Origin of the sequence: Paenibacillus sp. 276b (genome assembly GCF_900107875.1) — a bacterium.
Classification (GTDB): domain Bacteria; phylum Bacillota; class Bacilli; order Paenibacillales; family Paenibacillaceae; genus Paenibacillus; species Paenibacillus marchantiae.
The window spans coordinates 128,141-146,144 of the sequence record NZ_FNRR01000006.1; the positions used below are offsets into that span (position 1 = coordinate 128,141).

General features: G+C 51.0%; 18 protein-coding genes. 1 reads left to right on the top strand and 17 read right to left on the bottom strand.

The annotated features are described in order from the left end of the window. Positions 1 to 6 precede the first annotated feature (6 nt). From BLV50_RS24655 to BLV50_RS33175, 6 genes are read right to left on the bottom strand one after another with little or no spacing between them, the layout of a single operon-like run. Positions 7 to 339 carry a DUF3024 domain-containing protein gene (locus BLV50_RS24655; RefSeq protein WP_079696636.1) on the bottom strand — a complete coding sequence of 111 codons (333 nt, stop codon included), beginning with the start codon at positions 337 to 339 and terminating at the stop codon, positions 7 to 9. 27 nt (positions 340 to 366) lie between these two features. Beyond that, on the bottom strand, positions 367 to 2,037 hold the full coding sequence (locus BLV50_RS24660) for a nucleoside recognition domain-containing protein (protein WP_090810488.1): 1,671 nt from the start codon (positions 2,035 to 2,037) through the stop codon (positions 367 to 369). Then, complete coding sequence (locus BLV50_RS24665) at positions 2,031 to 3,167, bottom strand: NAD(P)/FAD-dependent oxidoreductase (protein WP_090810490.1); 1,137 nt, start codon at positions 3,165 to 3,167, stop codon at positions 2,031 to 2,033. The genes BLV50_RS24660 and BLV50_RS24665 overlap by 7 nt, the downstream gene beginning before the upstream one ends. Before the next feature lie 5 nt (positions 3,168 to 3,172). Then, positions 3,173 to 3,442 (bottom strand): 30S ribosomal protein S14, encoded by a 270-nt coding sequence (gene rpsN / locus BLV50_RS24670; protein ID WP_063566651.1) that lies wholly within the window; start codon positions 3,440 to 3,442, stop codon positions 3,173 to 3,175. A gap of 30 nt (positions 3,443 to 3,472) precedes the next feature. Continuing rightward, positions 3,473 to 4,669, bottom strand: coding sequence for a GTP-binding protein (locus BLV50_RS24675; protein ID WP_079696640.1), 1,197 nt, complete (start codon positions 4,667 to 4,669; stop codon positions 3,473 to 3,475). A gap of 42 nt (positions 4,670 to 4,711) precedes the next feature. Further along, a complete protein-coding gene (locus BLV50_RS33175; protein WP_176854759.1) occupies positions 4,712 to 4,882 on the bottom strand; it encodes a hypothetical protein in 171 nt (56 codons plus the stop codon). Here BLV50_RS33175 and BLV50_RS32910 point away from each other — a divergent pair. Then, entirely contained in the window at positions 4,867 to 5,025 is a 159-nt protein-coding gene (locus BLV50_RS32910) for a hypothetical protein (RefSeq protein WP_177031250.1), read from the top strand. The genes BLV50_RS33175 and BLV50_RS32910 overlap by 16 nt on opposite strands. Before the next feature lie 204 nt (positions 5,026 to 5,229). Here BLV50_RS32910 and BLV50_RS24685 read toward each other — a convergent pair whose 3' ends face one another. From BLV50_RS24685 to BLV50_RS24735, 11 genes are all read right to left on the bottom strand, one after another. Further along, complete coding sequence (locus tag BLV50_RS24685) at positions 5,230 to 6,456, bottom strand: amidohydrolase (protein ID WP_371129280.1); 1,227 nt, start codon at positions 6,454 to 6,456, stop codon at positions 5,230 to 5,232. 95 nt (positions 6,457 to 6,551) lie between these two features. Further along, on the bottom strand, positions 6,552 to 7,613 hold the full coding sequence (locus tag BLV50_RS24690) for an LLM class flavin-dependent oxidoreductase (RefSeq protein WP_090810494.1): 1,062 nt from the start codon (positions 7,611 to 7,613) through the stop codon (positions 6,552 to 6,554). Positions 7,614 to 7,683: 70 nt separating this feature from the next. After that, positions 7,684 to 8,556 (bottom strand): LysR family transcriptional regulator, encoded by an 873-nt coding sequence (locus tag BLV50_RS24695; RefSeq protein WP_063566647.1) that lies wholly within the window; start codon positions 8,554 to 8,556, stop codon positions 7,684 to 7,686. Positions 8,557 to 8,623: 67 nt separating this feature from the next. Continuing rightward, on the bottom strand, positions 8,624 to 9,172 hold the full coding sequence (gene ssuE, locus BLV50_RS24700; RefSeq protein ID WP_090810496.1) for an NADPH-dependent FMN reductase: 549 nt from the start codon (positions 9,170 to 9,172) through the stop codon (positions 8,624 to 8,626). A 24-nt stretch (positions 9,173 to 9,196) separates the two neighbouring features. Then, positions 9,197 to 10,114, bottom strand: a complete 918-nt coding sequence (locus BLV50_RS24705; protein WP_177031251.1) for an ABC transporter permease — start codon at positions 10,112 to 10,114, stop codon at positions 9,197 to 9,199. Between the two features lie 55 nt (positions 10,115 to 10,169). Further along, positions 10,170 to 11,102 carry an ABC transporter permease gene (locus BLV50_RS24710; protein WP_062324145.1) on the bottom strand — a complete coding sequence of 311 codons (933 nt, stop codon included), beginning with the start codon at positions 11,100 to 11,102 and terminating at the stop codon, positions 10,170 to 10,172. 42 nt (positions 11,103 to 11,144) lie between these two features. Beyond that, positions 11,145 to 12,788: an ABC transporter substrate-binding protein gene (locus tag BLV50_RS24715; protein ID WP_090810498.1), complete on the bottom strand. Its 1,644-nt coding sequence runs from the start codon at positions 12,786 to 12,788 to the stop codon at positions 11,145 to 11,147. A gap of 194 nt (positions 12,789 to 12,982) precedes the next feature. Next, the gene (locus BLV50_RS24720; protein WP_064635749.1) at positions 12,983 to 14,323 is read right to left on the bottom strand and encodes an LLM class flavin-dependent oxidoreductase; all 1,341 of its coding nucleotides are present in this window, start codon (positions 14,321 to 14,323) and stop codon (positions 12,983 to 12,985) included. Between the two features lie 307 nt (positions 14,324 to 14,630). Further along, positions 14,631 to 14,906, bottom strand: a complete 276-nt coding sequence (locus BLV50_RS24725) for a glutaredoxin family protein (RefSeq protein ID WP_063566643.1) — start codon at positions 14,904 to 14,906, stop codon at positions 14,631 to 14,633. A gap of 429 nt (positions 14,907 to 15,335) precedes the next feature. Beyond that, positions 15,336 to 16,895, bottom strand: coding sequence for a glycosyltransferase family 2 protein (locus BLV50_RS24730; RefSeq protein ID WP_177031252.1), 1,560 nt, complete (start codon positions 16,893 to 16,895; stop codon positions 15,336 to 15,338). A gap of 64 nt (positions 16,896 to 16,959) precedes the next feature. Further along, the gene (locus BLV50_RS24735) at positions 16,960 to 17,724 is read right to left on the bottom strand and encodes a GT-D fold domain-containing protein (RefSeq protein WP_256338042.1); all 765 of its coding nucleotides are present in this window, start codon (positions 17,722 to 17,724) and stop codon (positions 16,960 to 16,962) included. Between the last annotated feature and the right edge of the window lie 280 nt (positions 17,725 to 18,004).

Genomic DNA, 18,004 nt, shown 5'->3' on the forward strand with positions numbered 1-18,004 from the left:
GCGCATTCAGCGCCAGAACAGACCCGCTTCGTCCCGCTCAACCTGCTCTAGCAGATCTTCAAAATCAGGACAAGGCTCAATAACGTCTACCACATTCCAGCTACTGTGTCCGTCTTTGGCATATACCTTCCACTGATTCTCTTCCCAGTAAAATCGGGCAATATGCAGTTTTTCCCATTGATATCGTTCTTCAGCGGGCCTTTCTTCGGTCAAAATCAGTTCATTGTCATTCATCTCATACGTTAATTTCACCATGGTGCGCAGTGGTGCCGGGACCTTCTCATGGATATAACCGTTCATCACCGATTGAATTCTCCGAATGGTAAACGAGTCCAGCATGGAGATCACACCCTTTCATCAACATCGTTATGCAATCCAGTTCCATAGCCATGCCAGTACAAATGCACTGCCTAGTGACGTTACGAGCTGTTTGCCTGCCAGTTGCATGGCAAAGACTGCTCCCAACTCCTTGCGAATGGTCCACATCGTCACCAGACATGCCGTTAACGTGGAAGCCAGGTACACAAGAATAAACAGCTGCCCGCCGCTCAAGTCTTCAACGAAGGAACCCTGATCCTGATTCAGCACCAACAATCCGTCTTTTCGCAAAATGGAAAACAGAATGCCGCCTGCGGCATCGCCCGGCAGATGAAAGATCGCAAGTGTCGGCGTCAACGCGCCAGTCAGGGCAGACAGTACCCCCGTCTGCTCCAGCAACGTAGCCACCACACAAATACCGATGAAAATAGGCATCGCCTGCACGAGAAACTGCTTCATGACAGACCGAACGCGCCAGCTAATAGAGCGCCATGATGGCTTTTGCAGAAAGGTCCGGTTAGCATGTAACGGGAGCGTGTCATCCAGCCGATTTCGATTCCACAGACGTGTATGAATTGCACCCGCAAGTACCAGTACAAGCATATAAGGAAAGAACAGCCACGGCTTGCCGCCGGAACTGAATATGGATAGAGAAGCTCCTATCTGGTAGCTGCAAGCAGAACCGAAGGAAATCAATGAAACACAGGCCTTTCGTGTACAGGAGCTGCAGGTACGACTCTGGAACACAGCCACGACATTGCACCCAAAACCACTGAGGACCGGAATCAGATCCTTGCCGTTCATGCCGATTTTGCGCATCCACCCATCCAGCGAGTCGGTAATCCGGTCTTTCAGTCCGCTTTCCTCCGTCGCCGCCACACTGAACCCAATCAGGAATACGACCGGAAATGCCCATATAAACGAATACAAGCCCAGACTAATCATGCCGTAATCTCCGAGCATTATCGCCTGCAGCGGGCTCCATAATCCCGCAGTCATGCGATGGAGCGGTTCAAGAATCCAGGCATCTGCGAGCGGTTGTATCCAGCCGGAGAACAGATAGGCCACATACACTGGTGCTGCAAATAATAATACCAATGCAGCCAAAGCCACAAAACGTCCCCAAACCGTATGCTCAAACATCGTTGTCTGCGGTTCGTCCACAGGCGATTCAGGAGGTGATGCGAGCTCCGGATGCCTCTTCATGGGTCTGGCGGCAACAATCGCCCGGCATATCAGGTCTTGGGTGTTTCCATCCATTTCCCTTGTATTGAGCGGCAGAACGGAAATGCCCAGACCTTTACGGTAATAGTTAACCTGAGCCGATAATCCGGGACCACATTTGTCGGCAAACGTAAGTACCAATACAGCATTTTTGTCTGTGACATCCAGCATACCGAGCAGTAAAGGCAGTTCCTGCACCACATCCGTGCCGCGGATGACCAAGATTACTGTGTCACCAGCTGCGAGCTGATTTAACGTCAGCATGGTCGTGACACTGTCATCCTTCATCCGGATTCCAGGTGTATCGAGTAGTTCAAGCTGGTGCTCAAGCAACTCCGCCCTGCGGACGGTCACCGTGGAGCCCCGCACATTGGATTCCTCGCCTGTATCTCTGCCCGTAAGTCCCCGAAACAGAGCCGATTTGCCCGCGGATTCGAAGCCAACCAGCACCACTTTACGAAGTTCTTCGGGTTGCTCCACAACCGAATTCAGCATGTGCAGTCTTCACCGCAGCAGGACAGATCATCAAGGAACATGCCTTCTTTGCGATAGGTTTCCAGCGGAGCCAGATCCAACCCAAGTCTCTCACCCATGGCCTGAGCCACAACCGCAAAGCGCTGTCTGAATTTATAAATGAAGCAAAATTGGAGTTGACCATGCATGACCTGTGGTCCAGTAATGAACAGTCCGGGGGCAATCGTCGATTCATCCGCCGCTCCCAATTGCAGCTGACCTTCCTTGTTGCGCTCGACGAGATTCTCAATCAGGTGCAAACTGCTGCGGAACCCGGTCGCCAGAATAGGAGCCTGACCCGTCTTAAGCAATCGGGACTCTCCGGAATCGTTCTCGCAATAGAGAACATAACCGCCCGGTTCATCCGGTTCAATCCACTTGACCTCATAACCTTGCATCATGTGTATTCGCATATCCATCATCGCCGCGCGCAGGCGATCCTTCGTATAGGGGCTTAGTTCCACACTTGGATCACTGCTGCCCTTGGCGAGTCCTCGTCCATTACGGTCGATTACCGTTACGTTTTTCCCCAGTTTACTCAGGTGAATAGCTGCATCCACACCGCTCTCATAGCCACCAACGATGACACATTCTTCTCCTTGAACCGCCGTCCAGCTGGAAAATAAACTGCTGTGCACACCATACTCAGCCCCAGGAAACAGGTCCAGTCTCGGATATTGAAATTCACCTGCTGCCCAGATGACATAACGTGTCCACAGTTGTCCATTGGATGTTAAGACCCTGAAGCCTTTCTCCTCCGGAATAACCTCCGAAACATCTACTCCCGTTTGCACAGGCAATTTCTTGAACTGACTCACCACCTGCAAATACTTCGCATACTCCAAGCCTGTTGGGTGTTCTGTTCCCAGTGTGTACGCCGGAGACGTATTCAAAGCCAGGGCGTTCAGATCCATCATGCCATAGGCATTGCTTGTGAACGAAGGGGTGATCAGACGCATTTCCTCCGGCCACGCCAGAAAAGTTGCCCCCACCTCACTGCGTTCCAGCACGGTAAAACGAGACATTCCCAGATCCTGCAGGACAGAGGCCATGCCGATCCCCGCTGGCCCCCCTCCAACAATTACACAATCATAATCAAATGGATCATGCATGTGTCTTACCAGCTTGACTTCGTGACGCCCGGAATTTGCCCTTGATGAGCCAGCTCACGGAACACAATCCGCGATACCTTGAACTTGCGCAAATATCCTCTCGGACGGCCTGTCAGTTCACAGCGATTTTTCAATCGGGTTGGGGAAGCATTGCGCGGCAGTTTCTGCAGCGCTTCATAATCCCCTTTTTCTTTCAGTTCCCGGCGCAGCTCCGCATATTTGGCTACGGTTGCCTGACGTTGTTTTTCACGTACCACTTTTGATTTTTTAGCCATGGTTTACAGCTCCTTTTATAAATTTATTTTTTATACGACTTCAACTGGCCAAGGCAGAGGATTGTCGAAATGCCCCCAATCGGCCTGCATTTCTTCATCACTGAGCAGACATTGGTCAAGTTCGTCTTCAATGATGACGCGTTCCATTTCAATCCCGATCATGACCAACTCGGTCTGACGGTCTCCCCACTGCGCATCCCACTTCTCCAGCACATCTGGCTCCGCACGCAAAATTTCTTCCTTATCAGCTTCCGGCAATGCCGCAACCCAATGTCCGGCAGGGCCAAACTGAATCGACGATCCCGCCTGACTCAGACTTGCAGCAACATCCCCTTTAGCCGCGAGCCAGACCAGCCCTTTGGCACGCACCACTTCTTCCGGCCAGTAGCTCATGAATTCAGCCAGACGAGAAGGATGGAATGGTTTTCGACGACGATACACGAAGGAGCCAATACCGTATTCCTCGGTCTCCGGTGTATGGGATTCCTTCTCCAGCTCCTGAATCCACCCGGCGGACATGCTTGCTTTCTCGAAGTCGAAGAGACCTGTACTCAAAATTTCAGACGGGTTGACCTGTCCGTTCACAGTCCGAATGATTTTGGCCTTAGGCTGAAGCTTGCGGATGACACCTTCAAGCTTGTTCAGCTCCACGTCATCGACCAGATCACATTTGTTCAGCAACAGGACATCACAAGTCTCTATCTGATCAATCAGCAGGTCCACAACATCGCGGGTATCTTCCTCACCTGTGGCCTGGTTCCGATCCAGCAGACTCTGCCCTGAGGCAAAATCATGCCAGAATCGATGGGCATCCACGACGGTTACCAGACAATCCAGCTTCGCCAGACTTGTCAGATCAATACCTGACTCCTCGTCTGCATATGTAAAGGTCTGTGCTACCGGCACAGGTTCACTGATGCCTGTCGATTCAATCAGGATATAATCAAACCTGCCTTCGTTCACCAGCTTCTCAATCTCCTGCATCAGATCATCCCGCAAGGTGCAGCAGATGCAGCCATTGGACAGCTCCACCAGCTTTTCTTCGGTGCGCGACAACGTCGCCTCACCCTTCACCAGAGCGGCATCGATGTTGACCTCACTCATGTCATTAACGATGACGGCGACCTTGAGCCCCTGCCGATTGTGCAGTACGTGATTAAGAACGGTTGTTTTACCTGAACCGAGGTAACCGCTAAGAACAGTTACCGGAACCTGCTTTTGTGTCATGTGTATCTACTCCTTATGGTTGTGGTCCATATACCTCTGACCTTAATAGTAATTATTACGATTAACAACAATGACTATAATCCTGTTGAACCATGTTGTCAAATCATTTTTGTTTTTCTCGCGCGAGGTGGCCGCTTGGGTCACGGATCGTCCTCCGATCGTTGTTGTCTCATATCTGGAATCGGCAGGCAGCATATATGACAAATAGGTCATCGTTAAAAACACCCCCGCTCTCCTTCACGGTCGATACCATATACAGCGGAAGAAAGGTCGTGGTGGCTCCAAATACGTATGAAGCAAACAGCATGACTACACTGCTGATCAGCCGTGGTCTGCTGCGCCTGATGTCAGATTGATCCCGCACTCTTCGTTCATACAATATGGAGAACCACAACTACTAAATTAAAAATACGGAAACAGTAAAAAACGGTCACCTAATTGAGGTCACCGTTTTTTGCGTCATTCGCTATTGTATTAGCATATTAACTTATTAATTAATCATTAAATTAATCACTTATTCACGTACTTACGTATTCACGTATTTAACTAGCAGTTATCAGTTACTCGCCATTTGACTGCAACTTTTGCAGTGACTCTTCAGCCAGCGCTGCCAGAAGATGTGCGCCAAGCGGCAGTGCCCGTTCGTCCACATCGAATGCAGGATGATGCCATTCGTGTGGGCCTGACGTTCCGAGGAAGAGGAACAGTCCCGGAACCTCCTTTTGGTAAAAGGAAAAATCTTCGCCAGCCGGGGAAGGTATCGGTCGGATACTGTTCAACCCCACCTCGCTCGCGACTTGCTCAGCCGCTGCAGCCAATGACGCATCATTGACCACGGCAGGTGGTCCCTGAATCCAGCGCACGGTAGCCCGTGTCCCATAGGCTGCTGCGACACCGGCAACCACCTGATTGAAACGCTCGCGAATCCGGGCACGCACCTTCTCGTCAAAGGTACGCACGGTGCCGTCCAATATGGCTTCTTCAGGAATGACGTTCCAAGCGGTGCCGCTGTTAATTTTGGTCACACTGATCACGGCGCTCTCCTGTGCTCCAACATTACGACTCACGATGGCCTGTAATGCAGTCACAATATGAGAGGCCACCACAATCGGGTCAATGCCCGCTTCCGGAACTGCCGCATGGGTTCCGACACCCTCCACTTTAACCACAAAACCATCTGCCGCTGCAAGCAGCGCTCCTTCACGGATACCTACCGTACCGACCTGCAGATCCGGTTTGTTATGCAACCCAAAAATAGACTGAACTTCGGATAGCGCTCCGCTCTGAATAACCTGCCGTGCCCCCGTCGCCTTCTCCTCCGAAGGCTGGAAAATCAAACGAACCTTGCCCGGCAGCCGGGACTCTCGCTGTTTCAACAATCGTGCAGCACCGATCAAAATGGCGGTGTGTGCATCATGACCGCAGGCGTGCATTCGGCCAGCGATTTGCGAGGCATACTCCAGCTTCGTTTCTTCCTGGATCGGCAGGGCATCAATATCTGCGCGTAAGGCCACTACCGGGCCATTGCCCTGCCCAATTTCAGCGATAAGGCCCGTTCGCAGCGAATATTCATCTGCAATCCGTACCCCTTCCTCCACCAACCAGCCTCGAATGGCTTCTGTCGTTTCCCGTTCCTCTCCGGATAGCTCGGGGTTACGATGCAAATGTCGCCGAATCGCGGTTAAGTGCTCTGCGAATTCTTCATCCTGCCCAACGTAAATTTCATGCTTGCGGCTTTGTTCTTCTTGCTCTGCCTGTTGCTCAGGCTGTTTCAGATCACTGCTCACGATATTGCCTCCTTTTATCATCGTATGTGCCATGTAAGATGGGTTAATATATTCACGGGTCACTTCAACAGGTATGCTCTATAACATATATATGCCTAACCGATCACCGCTTGCGCAGGTGTCGACTCATGCGCAAATTCGCCCAGTCCCTGCTCATCCAGCGCCTCACGCAATAATTCAAATGAACGAATGCGTTTGGCAAAATCACGTGTCGCTGTGGTAACAATCAGTTCGTCCACGGCAAAATCCTGCTGGAATTTCACCAGAGCCGAACCAACCGTTTCCTTCGTACCTCTCGTCACACTTGGCTCCAGAATCTCGATCCGATACTTCTCGTTCGATTGCCGTCCGAATTCTTCCGCCTGCTCAACGGAACCAACCGTCAATACCTTGCCATTCTCCAGATGGATCTTGACCAGCATATGTTCACTTGCCAGTCCTTCGGCTTCTTCCGCACTCTCCGCCACAATCAATGATATAGCGAGGATGGCATATGGCTCCCGTCCATGTGAGCGGTCGAATTGTTCGCTATAAGTTCGCAGAGCCTCCAGAGCAACCTCCGTATTGCTATTAATAAACAATGAAAATACATAAGGCAGTCCCAATTCTGCCGCCATGCCTGCGCTATCGATACTTGCTCCAAGCACGTATAGCTCGGCCGGGATTTCGGATACCGGCGCAGCGCTCAAGCCGGCCAAAGGATGTGTTTCGTCTTCATACGGTTCATTATGAATGAACTGCTTCACCTGATTGATTTTCTCTTTCAGTGAAGCGGCTTCCTGAATCCCTTGCTGTAGTGCCTGCGTGGAGCGGGGCAATCCTCCCGGTGCACGTCCAATACCCAGATCAATTCTCCCCGGACCAAGCGCAGAAAGCACATTGAAGTTCTCGGCCACTTTGTAAGGACTATAATGTTGCAGCATCACCCCGCCAGAACCGAGACGAATCCGCTCTGTATGCGCCAGCAAGTGGGAAATGAGCACTTCCGGTGAGGAGCCGGCAACATGACCTGAATCATGATGTTCCGATACCCAGAAACGATGAAATCCAAGCTGTTCAGCCCGCTGTACCAATTCAATCGTATGCCGAAAAGCATCAATCGGCGTCTCCCCTTCATAGATCGGGGTTTGATCCAATATGCCAACACGAATACCCATCCTATTCTCCTCCTTCGATCATGCCGAACCTGACTTTTTAAAATCCGTTCTTACTTCCGTTAATAAGTCTCTATAGCTGCCGCAGCAGTTCCCCGAAAGGCTCTGCAAAAGGCGAATGTTCTTCTTTTAACGTAACGACGCTGATCTGCAATGATACACCTGCAACCTCATGTACCTGAATAGGAAACAGCTCCTGATCCTGCACTTCCTTTTGCACTGTCAGACCTGGGAGAAACGCAATACCTGCTCCTTGCTTCACCAGCTTCTTCGCCGTTTCCGAATTATCAACGTGATATGTAATATCCGGCGGGTGCTCCAGCGAGTCAAAGGCCCGGTGAATGCGCAGCCAGTCCAGTGAACCACATTCAAAAAAGACCAGCTGTTCATTCCTGATCGCCTCCATGCTGACATGCCCGCGTTCAATAAATGGATGGCCTTTGTACACGTATAACTGGATTGGATCTTCATAAAAAGCAACCGTACGGATCGCAGGATGCATGACCTTCCGCACAAAAGCAAGATCGATTTCCTGACCCAGCAGCTTGGCGACGAGTTGGTCCGTCGTCGCTGTAGTCAGTTTGATGTTCACCTCAGGGTAAGCTTCCTTGATTTTGGGCAGAAAGTCGGGAATGACATAGTTAGATACGGATACCGTACTGCCGAGTCGAAGTGCATCGGGCGTCGTACGGCGTTGCTGTATTTTCTGTCTGCCCTTCTGAATCACTTGCAGCACCTGCTGGGCGTAGGGAAGGAACTTTCTCCCCTCTTCCGTGAGCACAATCTGTTTGCCAAGACGGTCAAACAATTTGCAGCCGAGTTCACGTTCAAGGGACTGAATACGAGCGGTGACAGAAGGTTGGGACAAAAAGAGTACCTCGGCAGCCTTATTGAAGCTTCCGTAATGATTGATGTATACAAATGCTTCAATGTTCTCAATATTCATAAGCGCCCCCCGAATCCACGTCCGCAGACGTTATCTATATCTATTTATCCAATGAATTTACTTGGTTTTATGATATCGTAATACCATTCTTTTCCAGAGTCAATATCAATTCTTCCAGGGAACGATTCAATCTTGTAGTAATGTCCGCCGAAAGCACATATTTTCCGTCATCGAGTCGATCAATTCCCTGATCAACTGCATATACTCCGCCGAGAATATGTCTTCCGCCAAGTGCTGCCAGAACAGGCTTCAATGCATAATCGATGGCGAGCAGATGGGCAATCGAGCCGCCGATGACTAATGGAAGAGCAAGCTTGCCCCGCAGTCCTTCCTGAGGGATCAGATCCAGGAACAGCTTCAGCACACCTGAGTACGATGCTTTGTATACCGGTGTTGCCACGATGACTGCATCTGCGGCTTCGACAACAGCAAGCGCATCACGAATGAATGAGCTATCAAACTTGGCCTGCACTAGATCTTCCGCTGGCAGGTCTGCTACATGAATCACCTCAACGGTAATGCCTGCCTCTTTTAATATATTGCTGCTGTAATCCGTAAGGCCTGTCAGACGCGAACGTTTGGAAGGCGATCCGGCAATAATAACGACATGTGACATCATGATTCCTCCTTGGAATAGCGGTCAAGCCGCTCCATTTACTTTGGGGTCCAACCGATCGCGAATATCGTCTCCAATCAGATTAACCGCCAGCACAAACATGGTAATTGCAAGTCCCGGGAAGGTACAGATCCACCAGGCAACCGTCAGATAACCTCTCCCTTGCGAGAGCAACGCTCCCCAATCCGGAATTTCCTTCAACACACCAAGTCCAAGAAAGCTGAGCCCGGAGCCTGTCAGAATGGAGGTACCCACGCCCAGCGTCGCCATAACCAGCAAAGGTGACAACGAATGAGGCAGTACATGCTTCCAGAAAATACGGGCATTGGAGCCCCCAAGTGAACGTGTAGCTGTAATAAAAGGCAAACCTTTAACGGACATGACCTGCCCACGCATCACCCGTGCATATCCTGGAATGGAGGATACCGCAACAGCCAGTGCAATGTTAAGCAGTCCAGGTCCCAACGCTGCCGCAACGGATAATGCCAGTAACACGCCTGGAACAGCCATCAGAATATCGACGGCACGCATGGTGATTGTGTCCAAAACACCTCCTGCATAGCCGGCAATAATGCCAAGAGCACTGCCCACAATACCACCCACCAGCACCGAGGCAAATCCAATCAGCAGTGAATCCCTGCTGCCATGCACAACCACACTGAAGATATCCCTGCCAAAATAATCGGTCCCAAACAGGTGCGCAGCAGAGGGAGCCTGCAGGATGGCATCCGTCATCATCTGAGTTGGATCATAAGGTGCAATCCATGCCGGCACGATTGCACAAGTGACGGTAAACACCACGACCAGCAAAGCTGCATAAAAGAATAAACGGGATACCGTGAATGAGACGCGTTGACGCAGGGGACGGCGACTCCAGAGGCGTAAACGCCCTGTTCTGGCCGTCCAACCTTTTTCGTCACCCACCAATGGTTTCATGCTCATAAGACTCCTCCTTCCTCACTACGCGTTCAGATGTTTCAGACTGTTCCATCCGTCCTCACGTTCGGACTGCACGCCTAACTCTGGGATCAATGTACGCATAAGAGATATCCACCAGTAAATTCAACACGACATAGATAATTGCTGTGAAAAAGACTACGCCCTGCACAACAGGCAGGTCTTTGGCCATCAACGCATCCGCGATGATTCTGCCTATGCCCTGTCTGGAGAAGACCGTCTCCACCACGACGGTTCCTGCAAGCAAATCACCAATCAACATGCCGATGACCGTCACCGCAGGAATCAGTGCATTACGCAGTGCATGACCGTACATGATGGTCCGCTGTGAAAGACCTTTTGCTCGTAATGCCACGATAAACGGCTCGTTCACCACTTCCAGCATGCTGTTACGCACCATACGTACGATGAAACCCGCACCGACGAGGCCTAGTGTTGCAGCAGGAAGCACCAATGAACTGAATCCGTCGGAGCCCATCGCCGGGAACCAGCCGAGCTGAACCGAGAACAACAGGATCAACAGAATGCCGGTCCAGAAGGTGGGCATGGAGATGCCAAACAATCCAACGAGCCGGGCGATGAAATCAATCACGCCATTACGATGAATGGCAGACAATACGCCGAGCGTAATACCAATGGTTATCGCTATGATTGAGCTGAGCGCGGTCAGCGCCAGTGTGGCAGGGAAATGTTCCAATATTTTGGGCAGCACCGGGTCGGAATTGATCATTGATTTGCCGAAATCGCCGCGCAGCATGTCTCCGAAATAGTTGGCAAACTGGATGTAAAACGGCTGATCCAGACCCAGCTGAACCCGCAGATTCTGAATCATCTCGGGTGTTGCCGATGACGGGTCCAGCATAAGCAGGACCGGATCACCCGGCAGCAGATACATGATGCAGTACACCAACACCGAAGCTCCCAAAATAACCAGAAGCGATGTAGCAAGTCTTGTCAGTATCGTTTGAACCATACCGGGTCGTCTCCTTCCTGTCTGCATAATTGACGTTTCGTATTATGGCTGAATCCGAACATCGTTGAACAACGGATAACCGAGTGAATCAAACTTGATGCCCTGCACCGACTTGGATGCAGCCACCGTATAAGGGAACACATAGATTGGCAAAATTACAGCCTGCTCGATCAGATATTGTTGAATCTGATTATAGATATCCACGCGTTTATCCGGATCAGTCTCCACCGCTCCCTGTTCCAGCAGTTTATCGATCTTCGGATCAGATAAACCGGATAAAGTCGGACGTTCACCTTCTGCACTCGTATGATAGAAGGCATAGAGCGCATTCGGATCAGAATTGACCTGGCTGTTGCCATAGAGATCATAATCCCAGTTCTGATAAATGACCGTAGCAACGTCCTTCGTAATTTCAACCTCAACAGCTATACCCACCTGCTTGAGTTGCTGCTGAATAATCGCTGCAATGTCGTTACGCTTCTCCCGGTTCGGCGAACCGTCCACATAATGCAGGGTCAGCTTCTTACCATCTTTTTCACGAATGCCATCTGCTCCCTTGACCCAACCTTGCTCATCAAGCAGCTGATTGGCCTTGTTGATATCCGGATTGATACTTCCTTCCAGAGAAGTATCATAACCGAGGATTCCCGGAGACAGTGCAGACCACGCGCGTTCGTAGTTGCCCAGATACAGTGTCTTCACGATGGACTCCACATCAACTGCAGATTGCACCGCCTGTCTGACTTTCACATCATCCCAAGGCGCTTTGCGCAGATTGAAGAAGAGAGTATACGGCAAACCAACGGTATTGGCTTGAAGCAATTGCTGGTTCGGATCGTTCTTCAGGGCAGCAATATTTTGCGGCGGAACAGTCTCCGCTGCGAGTACTTGCTTACTCTGAACACTGCCGATACGCGTTGCTTCTTCCGGTACAATTTTGAACGTAATCGTATCAATATGCGGGGCGCCTTCATTTTCAACAGTTGCGGTAGCCCAGTTGTAATCCTTGTTTTTGGCGACAACGATATCCGCATTTTCATCCCATTTCACAAAGGTATACGGACCAGTCCCCACCGGATTTTTACCCAGTTGATCCCCATATTTCTTGGCGGCTGTAGGTGATACGATTCCTAGCAAGGCCTGACTCAAGTTACCGAGAAAAGCTTGCGAAGGTTGTTCCAGATTTACCTTAATGGTGTATTCATCAATGACCTCCGAGGAGCTATAAGGTCTAATCAGGGCAAGGGAATTGGCGGCTTTGGTGGCCGGATCGATTACCCGATCCAGATTGAACTTCACGGCTTCCGCGTTAAATGGTGTGCCATCATGGAACTTCACATCTTCACGCAGTTTAAACGTATAACTTTTGCCATCCTCCGATACACTCCACTCCTTGGCGAGCCAAGGTTTAATGGAACCATCCGGCAGCTGTACCACCAGATTGTCATAGATCGTTCGGATCGCACGTACGGTTACTGCAAGGCCACTTCGATGTGGGTCCAGCGTATCCGGCGATGTGGCGAGTGCGTAGGTTAGATTCCCACCTTCTGCTTGCCCAGCCGCCTGCTCCCCACCGGAAGCCTGAACTGCACTGTTCGAGTTACCTGCCGCTCCGCAACCGGATAATACCAGCACCAATACTGCCGCCAATGCCATATATTTCATCCATGAGATAGACCTGTTCATATAGCTTCCCCCTCTGTGTATACAGGTGTCATTGATTCATTGAATTAATGAATTATAGATTTTTTATTAACATAACCTATCCGTTAACTTGGTTTTAGGTCATCATTCGGCACCTTCCGCATATGCAATCCGAATATTTCATCAGGATACCTCATTCCTAGACTACTACCGAATTTCAGCTATCTAATTGTTTCTCAAGCCTCGGTTCCAACTTGCTCCCGGGCAGCCGTGTAACGATTCACCGGAATTTGCACACCGAGATTGCCACGCAATGTGTCATGCTCATATTCGGTGCGATAGATGCCACGCTCTTGCAGAATCGGAACAACCAGTTCCACAAAATCGGCCAATCCACTTGGCAGTTCGGAATGAATAATGAATCCATCCGCCGCTTCGGCTTCGAACCATTCCTGGATCTTGTCAGCCACCTGCTCCGGTGTACCAAGGAATTTGCTCTTCGGTGTTGCTGCCCGCAGGGCTACTTCACGCAGCGTCAATCCTTGCTCTTTGGCATCCCGCTTGATTTTGTCCGTACCACTACGGAAGCTGTTGCTACCAATGCCATTTAATTCAGGGAATGGTTCATCCAGCGGATACTGGGAGAAGTCATGATGCTCGAAGAAACGTCCCAGGTAATCCAGCGCTTTATCGATAGTGACCAGGCTGGCAATCTCCTGATATTTCTGTTCTGCTTCTTCTTCTGTCCGTCCGATAATTGGATTGATCCCTGGCAAAATGACGATATCCTGTGTGGAACGTCCATAGGTTGTTGCGCGGGTTTTGACATCTTTGTAGAAGGCCTGTGCATCCTCAATTGAATCATGTCCTGTGAAAACAGCATCCGCTTCTTTGGCAGCAAGGGTCTTGCCATCTTCTGAAGAACCTGCCTGGAAAATAACCGGCTGCCCCTGCTTTGAACGTGCAATGTTAAGTGGACCCTGTACGGAGAAGAACTCTCCTTCATGATTGAGTGTGTGCAGCTTGGATGGATCGAAGAAAACGCCGCTTTCTTTGTCTCTTACAAAAGCATCGTCTTCCCACGAATCCCACAAGCCCTTGGTCACCTGCAAATATTCGGTTGCAATCCGGTAACGTTCCGGGTGGGTAGGATGGTTGCTTTTACTGTAGTTTTTGGCTGAGCCTTCAAGCGGGGATGTAACCACGTTCCAACCAGCGCGGCCATTACTGATCAGATCAAGGGAACCGAACTGTCTGGCAACTGTGAATGGATCACTATAGGAGGTGGAAAGTGTTCCAACCAGACCGATTCGTGACGTAATGGCGGCCAGGGCGGACAACAAACTGATTGGCTCAAATCGATTCAAGAAGTGAGGTATGGATTTCTCGGTAATATAAAGACCGTCAGCGATAAAAACGAGATCGAATTTGCCTTCTTCTGCCTTCAACGTTTGGCGTTTGTAAAATTCAAAATTCACACTGGCATCCGATTGAATCTCCGGGTGTCTCCAAGTCGTCATGCTGCCTCCGACACCGTGGACAATCGCTCCAAATTTCAAACTGCGTTGAGCCGTCATAACCATTCCGCCTTCCTTGGATTAGGATATATCAAGAAATTTCTAAAGTCCGATCTGATATGGATTACGAATGAAGAAAATTCAAAAGTTAACTATTCCTATGAGTTTGGTCAGCTTTAATTTCACAAATCTTATCACTGCCCCGCACATCGGTCAACAGCGTTGCTTATAGAACTTTTCTATATAAGGATTGGATATCTGTATAAGAGGATGGATTATGGCTTATAAAAGTCCCCGACTGCTGCACACTGATATGTCAGCCTTTAGCAGCCGGAAACTGCTTTATCAAGAGATCCGCCACGTCCGGTCAGACTGCTGCTTCATCAGGCTGGGCGAGAAGTTCCGCCAGTTTCTCCAAATCAGGCTCCAGCAATGCTTCATACTTGCCGTCTCCACCCACTTCAATGACAGGTACATGTCGAATGCCATATTTGGCTTCAAGCACGTCCCTCAGCACATCGTTCCCTTGCACTTCGATGTTCTCAAAAGGCTGGTTGCGGGCCGTTAGGAATGCCTTAACCTCCCCGCAGAAATGACAGCCTGTTTTGCTCCAGAGCACTACTTTTTTCGATGTAGAAGACATCGGCATACCTCCTGATTGATTCATTGTCAGATCAGGGTTGGATGACCACCCAGACCATTAATTCCTATCTGTTAAATAAGAATTATGGCTATAAATGTACTCCTCACCTCTTCAAGCGTCAATGGATCTGCCAATAGAATAAACCTATAAGAGGATAGAAAGATTAAATTTTAAATTTGAAAAGAGCTCTGCAAGAGCTCCCATTATCCCTTGAACGCATCCCTAACCATGTTGAAAATGTTCGGATGACGCTCTTGGAGTTTATACAAAATGCTCGTGGAAAAGTAATTTGCTAATCTCTCTATCGTTTCATTTCGTGATTCGTGATATATGTATAGTTCGGATGCGGACAGATGTATAGCGATACGCTTTACATCACATTCCGCATCATGCTGTCGTGCCGATATACAAGGCAGCCGAACCCGGTCATTACAAATCTTCGTTCAAGAGCTGGGGAGGAGCTATAATGGGCCAGCCTTCTTCGATCGTACGCAATTGGTTCGCAGATACATGAACGATATGCCCGAATTGCACTCCCCACCGTTCCGCAGCATAAGGGGTTGCAAACCTCCTGCGTTTATTGCCACTAATCTGGTACCATGTATCCCTTTCATTCGTCGCGGCAACAATCATGCCTTCCTCCAGCGCATCCCGGTTGCTCTGAACGGGTTGAGCATGAACATGACTTCTTTCCAGGGGCCAGCCCTGTACCTCACCCGCAGATACCAGTGGCTCACCTGCGGGTACGCCGAGCAGATCCGGTTTTGCAACCAAAACAGGAGAAATGCCGCGTGGAACCGGGATATTCAGCTTACGTCGCTGTCCACGCATCAGTCGATAAACATCGCCCTTGATATCAGAGATGAAACAACCCTCCGGGTAAAAGTCCGTACTGCGTCTCAGCTTATGAGTTACATCGCTGCTGCCCTTAGTGGAAATGCGCTGTCGCAGGTCAGGGGTGTCTGTCTTGCCCAGGGGTGTCTTGTTCTCCTGCTGACTGGTCGACACCTTGGCACGCAACGAGAGCCGAGAAGTATCGGCAACCAACGCATGGGGATCTCCCCATTTCTGAGTATAAAACTGTTCGTTATCCTTATTTACGACTTCATAATCCTGTTCTCCCAGCGCCTTCATGCTTACACTTCCGTAGTGATGTATGAAGGCATCTCCGGCTACCCCCAGCCTGTATCCCGCCAGCTTCGCCCGAATGATCCAGTCGTCATCTTCAAAATTGCCCACGGCGTAACCTTCATCAAGATAACCTACCCGCTCCAGCAATTCCCGTGAGAACAGCCAGCAAAATCCGACCAGCCTGTCGGTCTCCCGATGTTTCGTGGCATCCGGGCGATTATGTCGGGCAGCAAAAGACCACATGTCCTCCACATCACTGTATGGGACTTCAATCTGCTGATCTCCGCCGATGTAATTTGTAACCGGACCCACAACTCCCATCTCGGGATGACTGTCAAGACAGGTCATCATGTTTTCCAACCAGCCCGGGGTGACCAGTGTATCGTTGTTCAGCACGACGATATGTCGCCCCCTCGCCATCATCAGTCCATGATTGACACCGCCGGCAAAACCACGATTCTTATCCAGCGCAGCGACCCTTACCATGCCACCTTTGCGAAGCACGGCTTCCGCCGTGCCATCCTTGGATGCGTTATCCACAACAATAATTTCAAAGGGGGCCGGTGTATGCTTTTCAATACTGGACACACATTGCAGGACATATTCGCGCTGGTTGTACGTCGGAATAATAATGCTTACGCCTTCGAATACCAGCCCGAATGAGCTTTCCCCCTGTCGTACGCCCTCATCATAGCCTCTATGGTAGCCCTGCTTATACAGTTTTGCGTTCTTGGCTGCCCGTTTGCCTGAGCCTTGGCGTCTAATCTTCCCTCCACTCCGGCTTCGAGCTGCATGCAAAACAACGGTTTCGGATGATGATGCTTTCCGCTGTTTTGAACGTCTGCCTGATGTGCTCATGTTGCTTCCTCCATTTCCCCTCGTCTGGATACACATTACGATGAACGTTGCACCAGACCGTCCATTAGAGATGAAGCTCTCCTGTAACCAATTTGTCAGCCAAATGTCCAAAATCTATGGCAACCCGCCCCAGTTCACCAGCGATTCGGCGGCACAAAATGACGGCCGGAATTCCCGCTGCTACCAGAGCGATATCGAACGAATGCTCCGCAGTCTGCTGCATCACTCTCTGGATATCCACAACACCATCCACTGTTCCTATGATGCCTGTCACTTGCACCCCATGGCCGTTCAACAACGCCCCGAGCTCTGCAGCTTGGCTTCCAATCAGCAGCACCCGGCGCCCCTGTACCACAGGCAACAACAGACCCGAATGATGCAGGCTGTAGTTAATCGTGGAACTGGTCAGATTCAGACGGGACCAGTCAATGCCGAAATGGCGCAATACTGGAAATAAAAGTCCCTGAAAAGTAGGCGCACGCGAGATGGGGACACCGATCCAATCCGCGCCGCGAATGGCTTCCGCGAGCTCAGCGCGGATGTCTGGGGTGGAGCGTGGCACCCCTGCATAAGGCAGAAACGGTGCCAGCTCCTGCACTTGCTCGCCGGGCAGCACCGTATCGGCTGCCAGGGTCAGCAGTTCGCCATCTCCGAGGCGAACGACAGACAGGGGGCGCTGCGCATCCAGCGCCCCCTGGATATGGACAGCCATCTCATGAGGGCTGGCCAGCCGGGTTAGGGTGGGCGCATATTGGCGGAATCCCGCCTCGATCAGATCTGCCGCCGCCACGGCAGGCAGAATATGATCGGGCGGGATGTGCTGCGCCACCAGCGCCTCCCCGCCCGCGAACACGCCGTCGCGGAAGCCCTCGGCGTAGCCGCTCTCGGGCGCTGCTGCCGGCAGCGCAGGCGCCATTGCCCTTGCGCTGCCAGCATGCGCGGCAGCGCTTTCCCGCCCCGCGGGGGCGACACCACCGTGTCGGTGTGTCGCTTGCGGCGGGGCGGGGCCAGCACCGCTGGCAGGCAGCGCCTGTGGCGTGCTGGCTTGCGGTGCTGGCCCGGGCGCACGCTGCGCAGCCGTGCGCTGTTTGGCGCGGGCACCTGGGGCC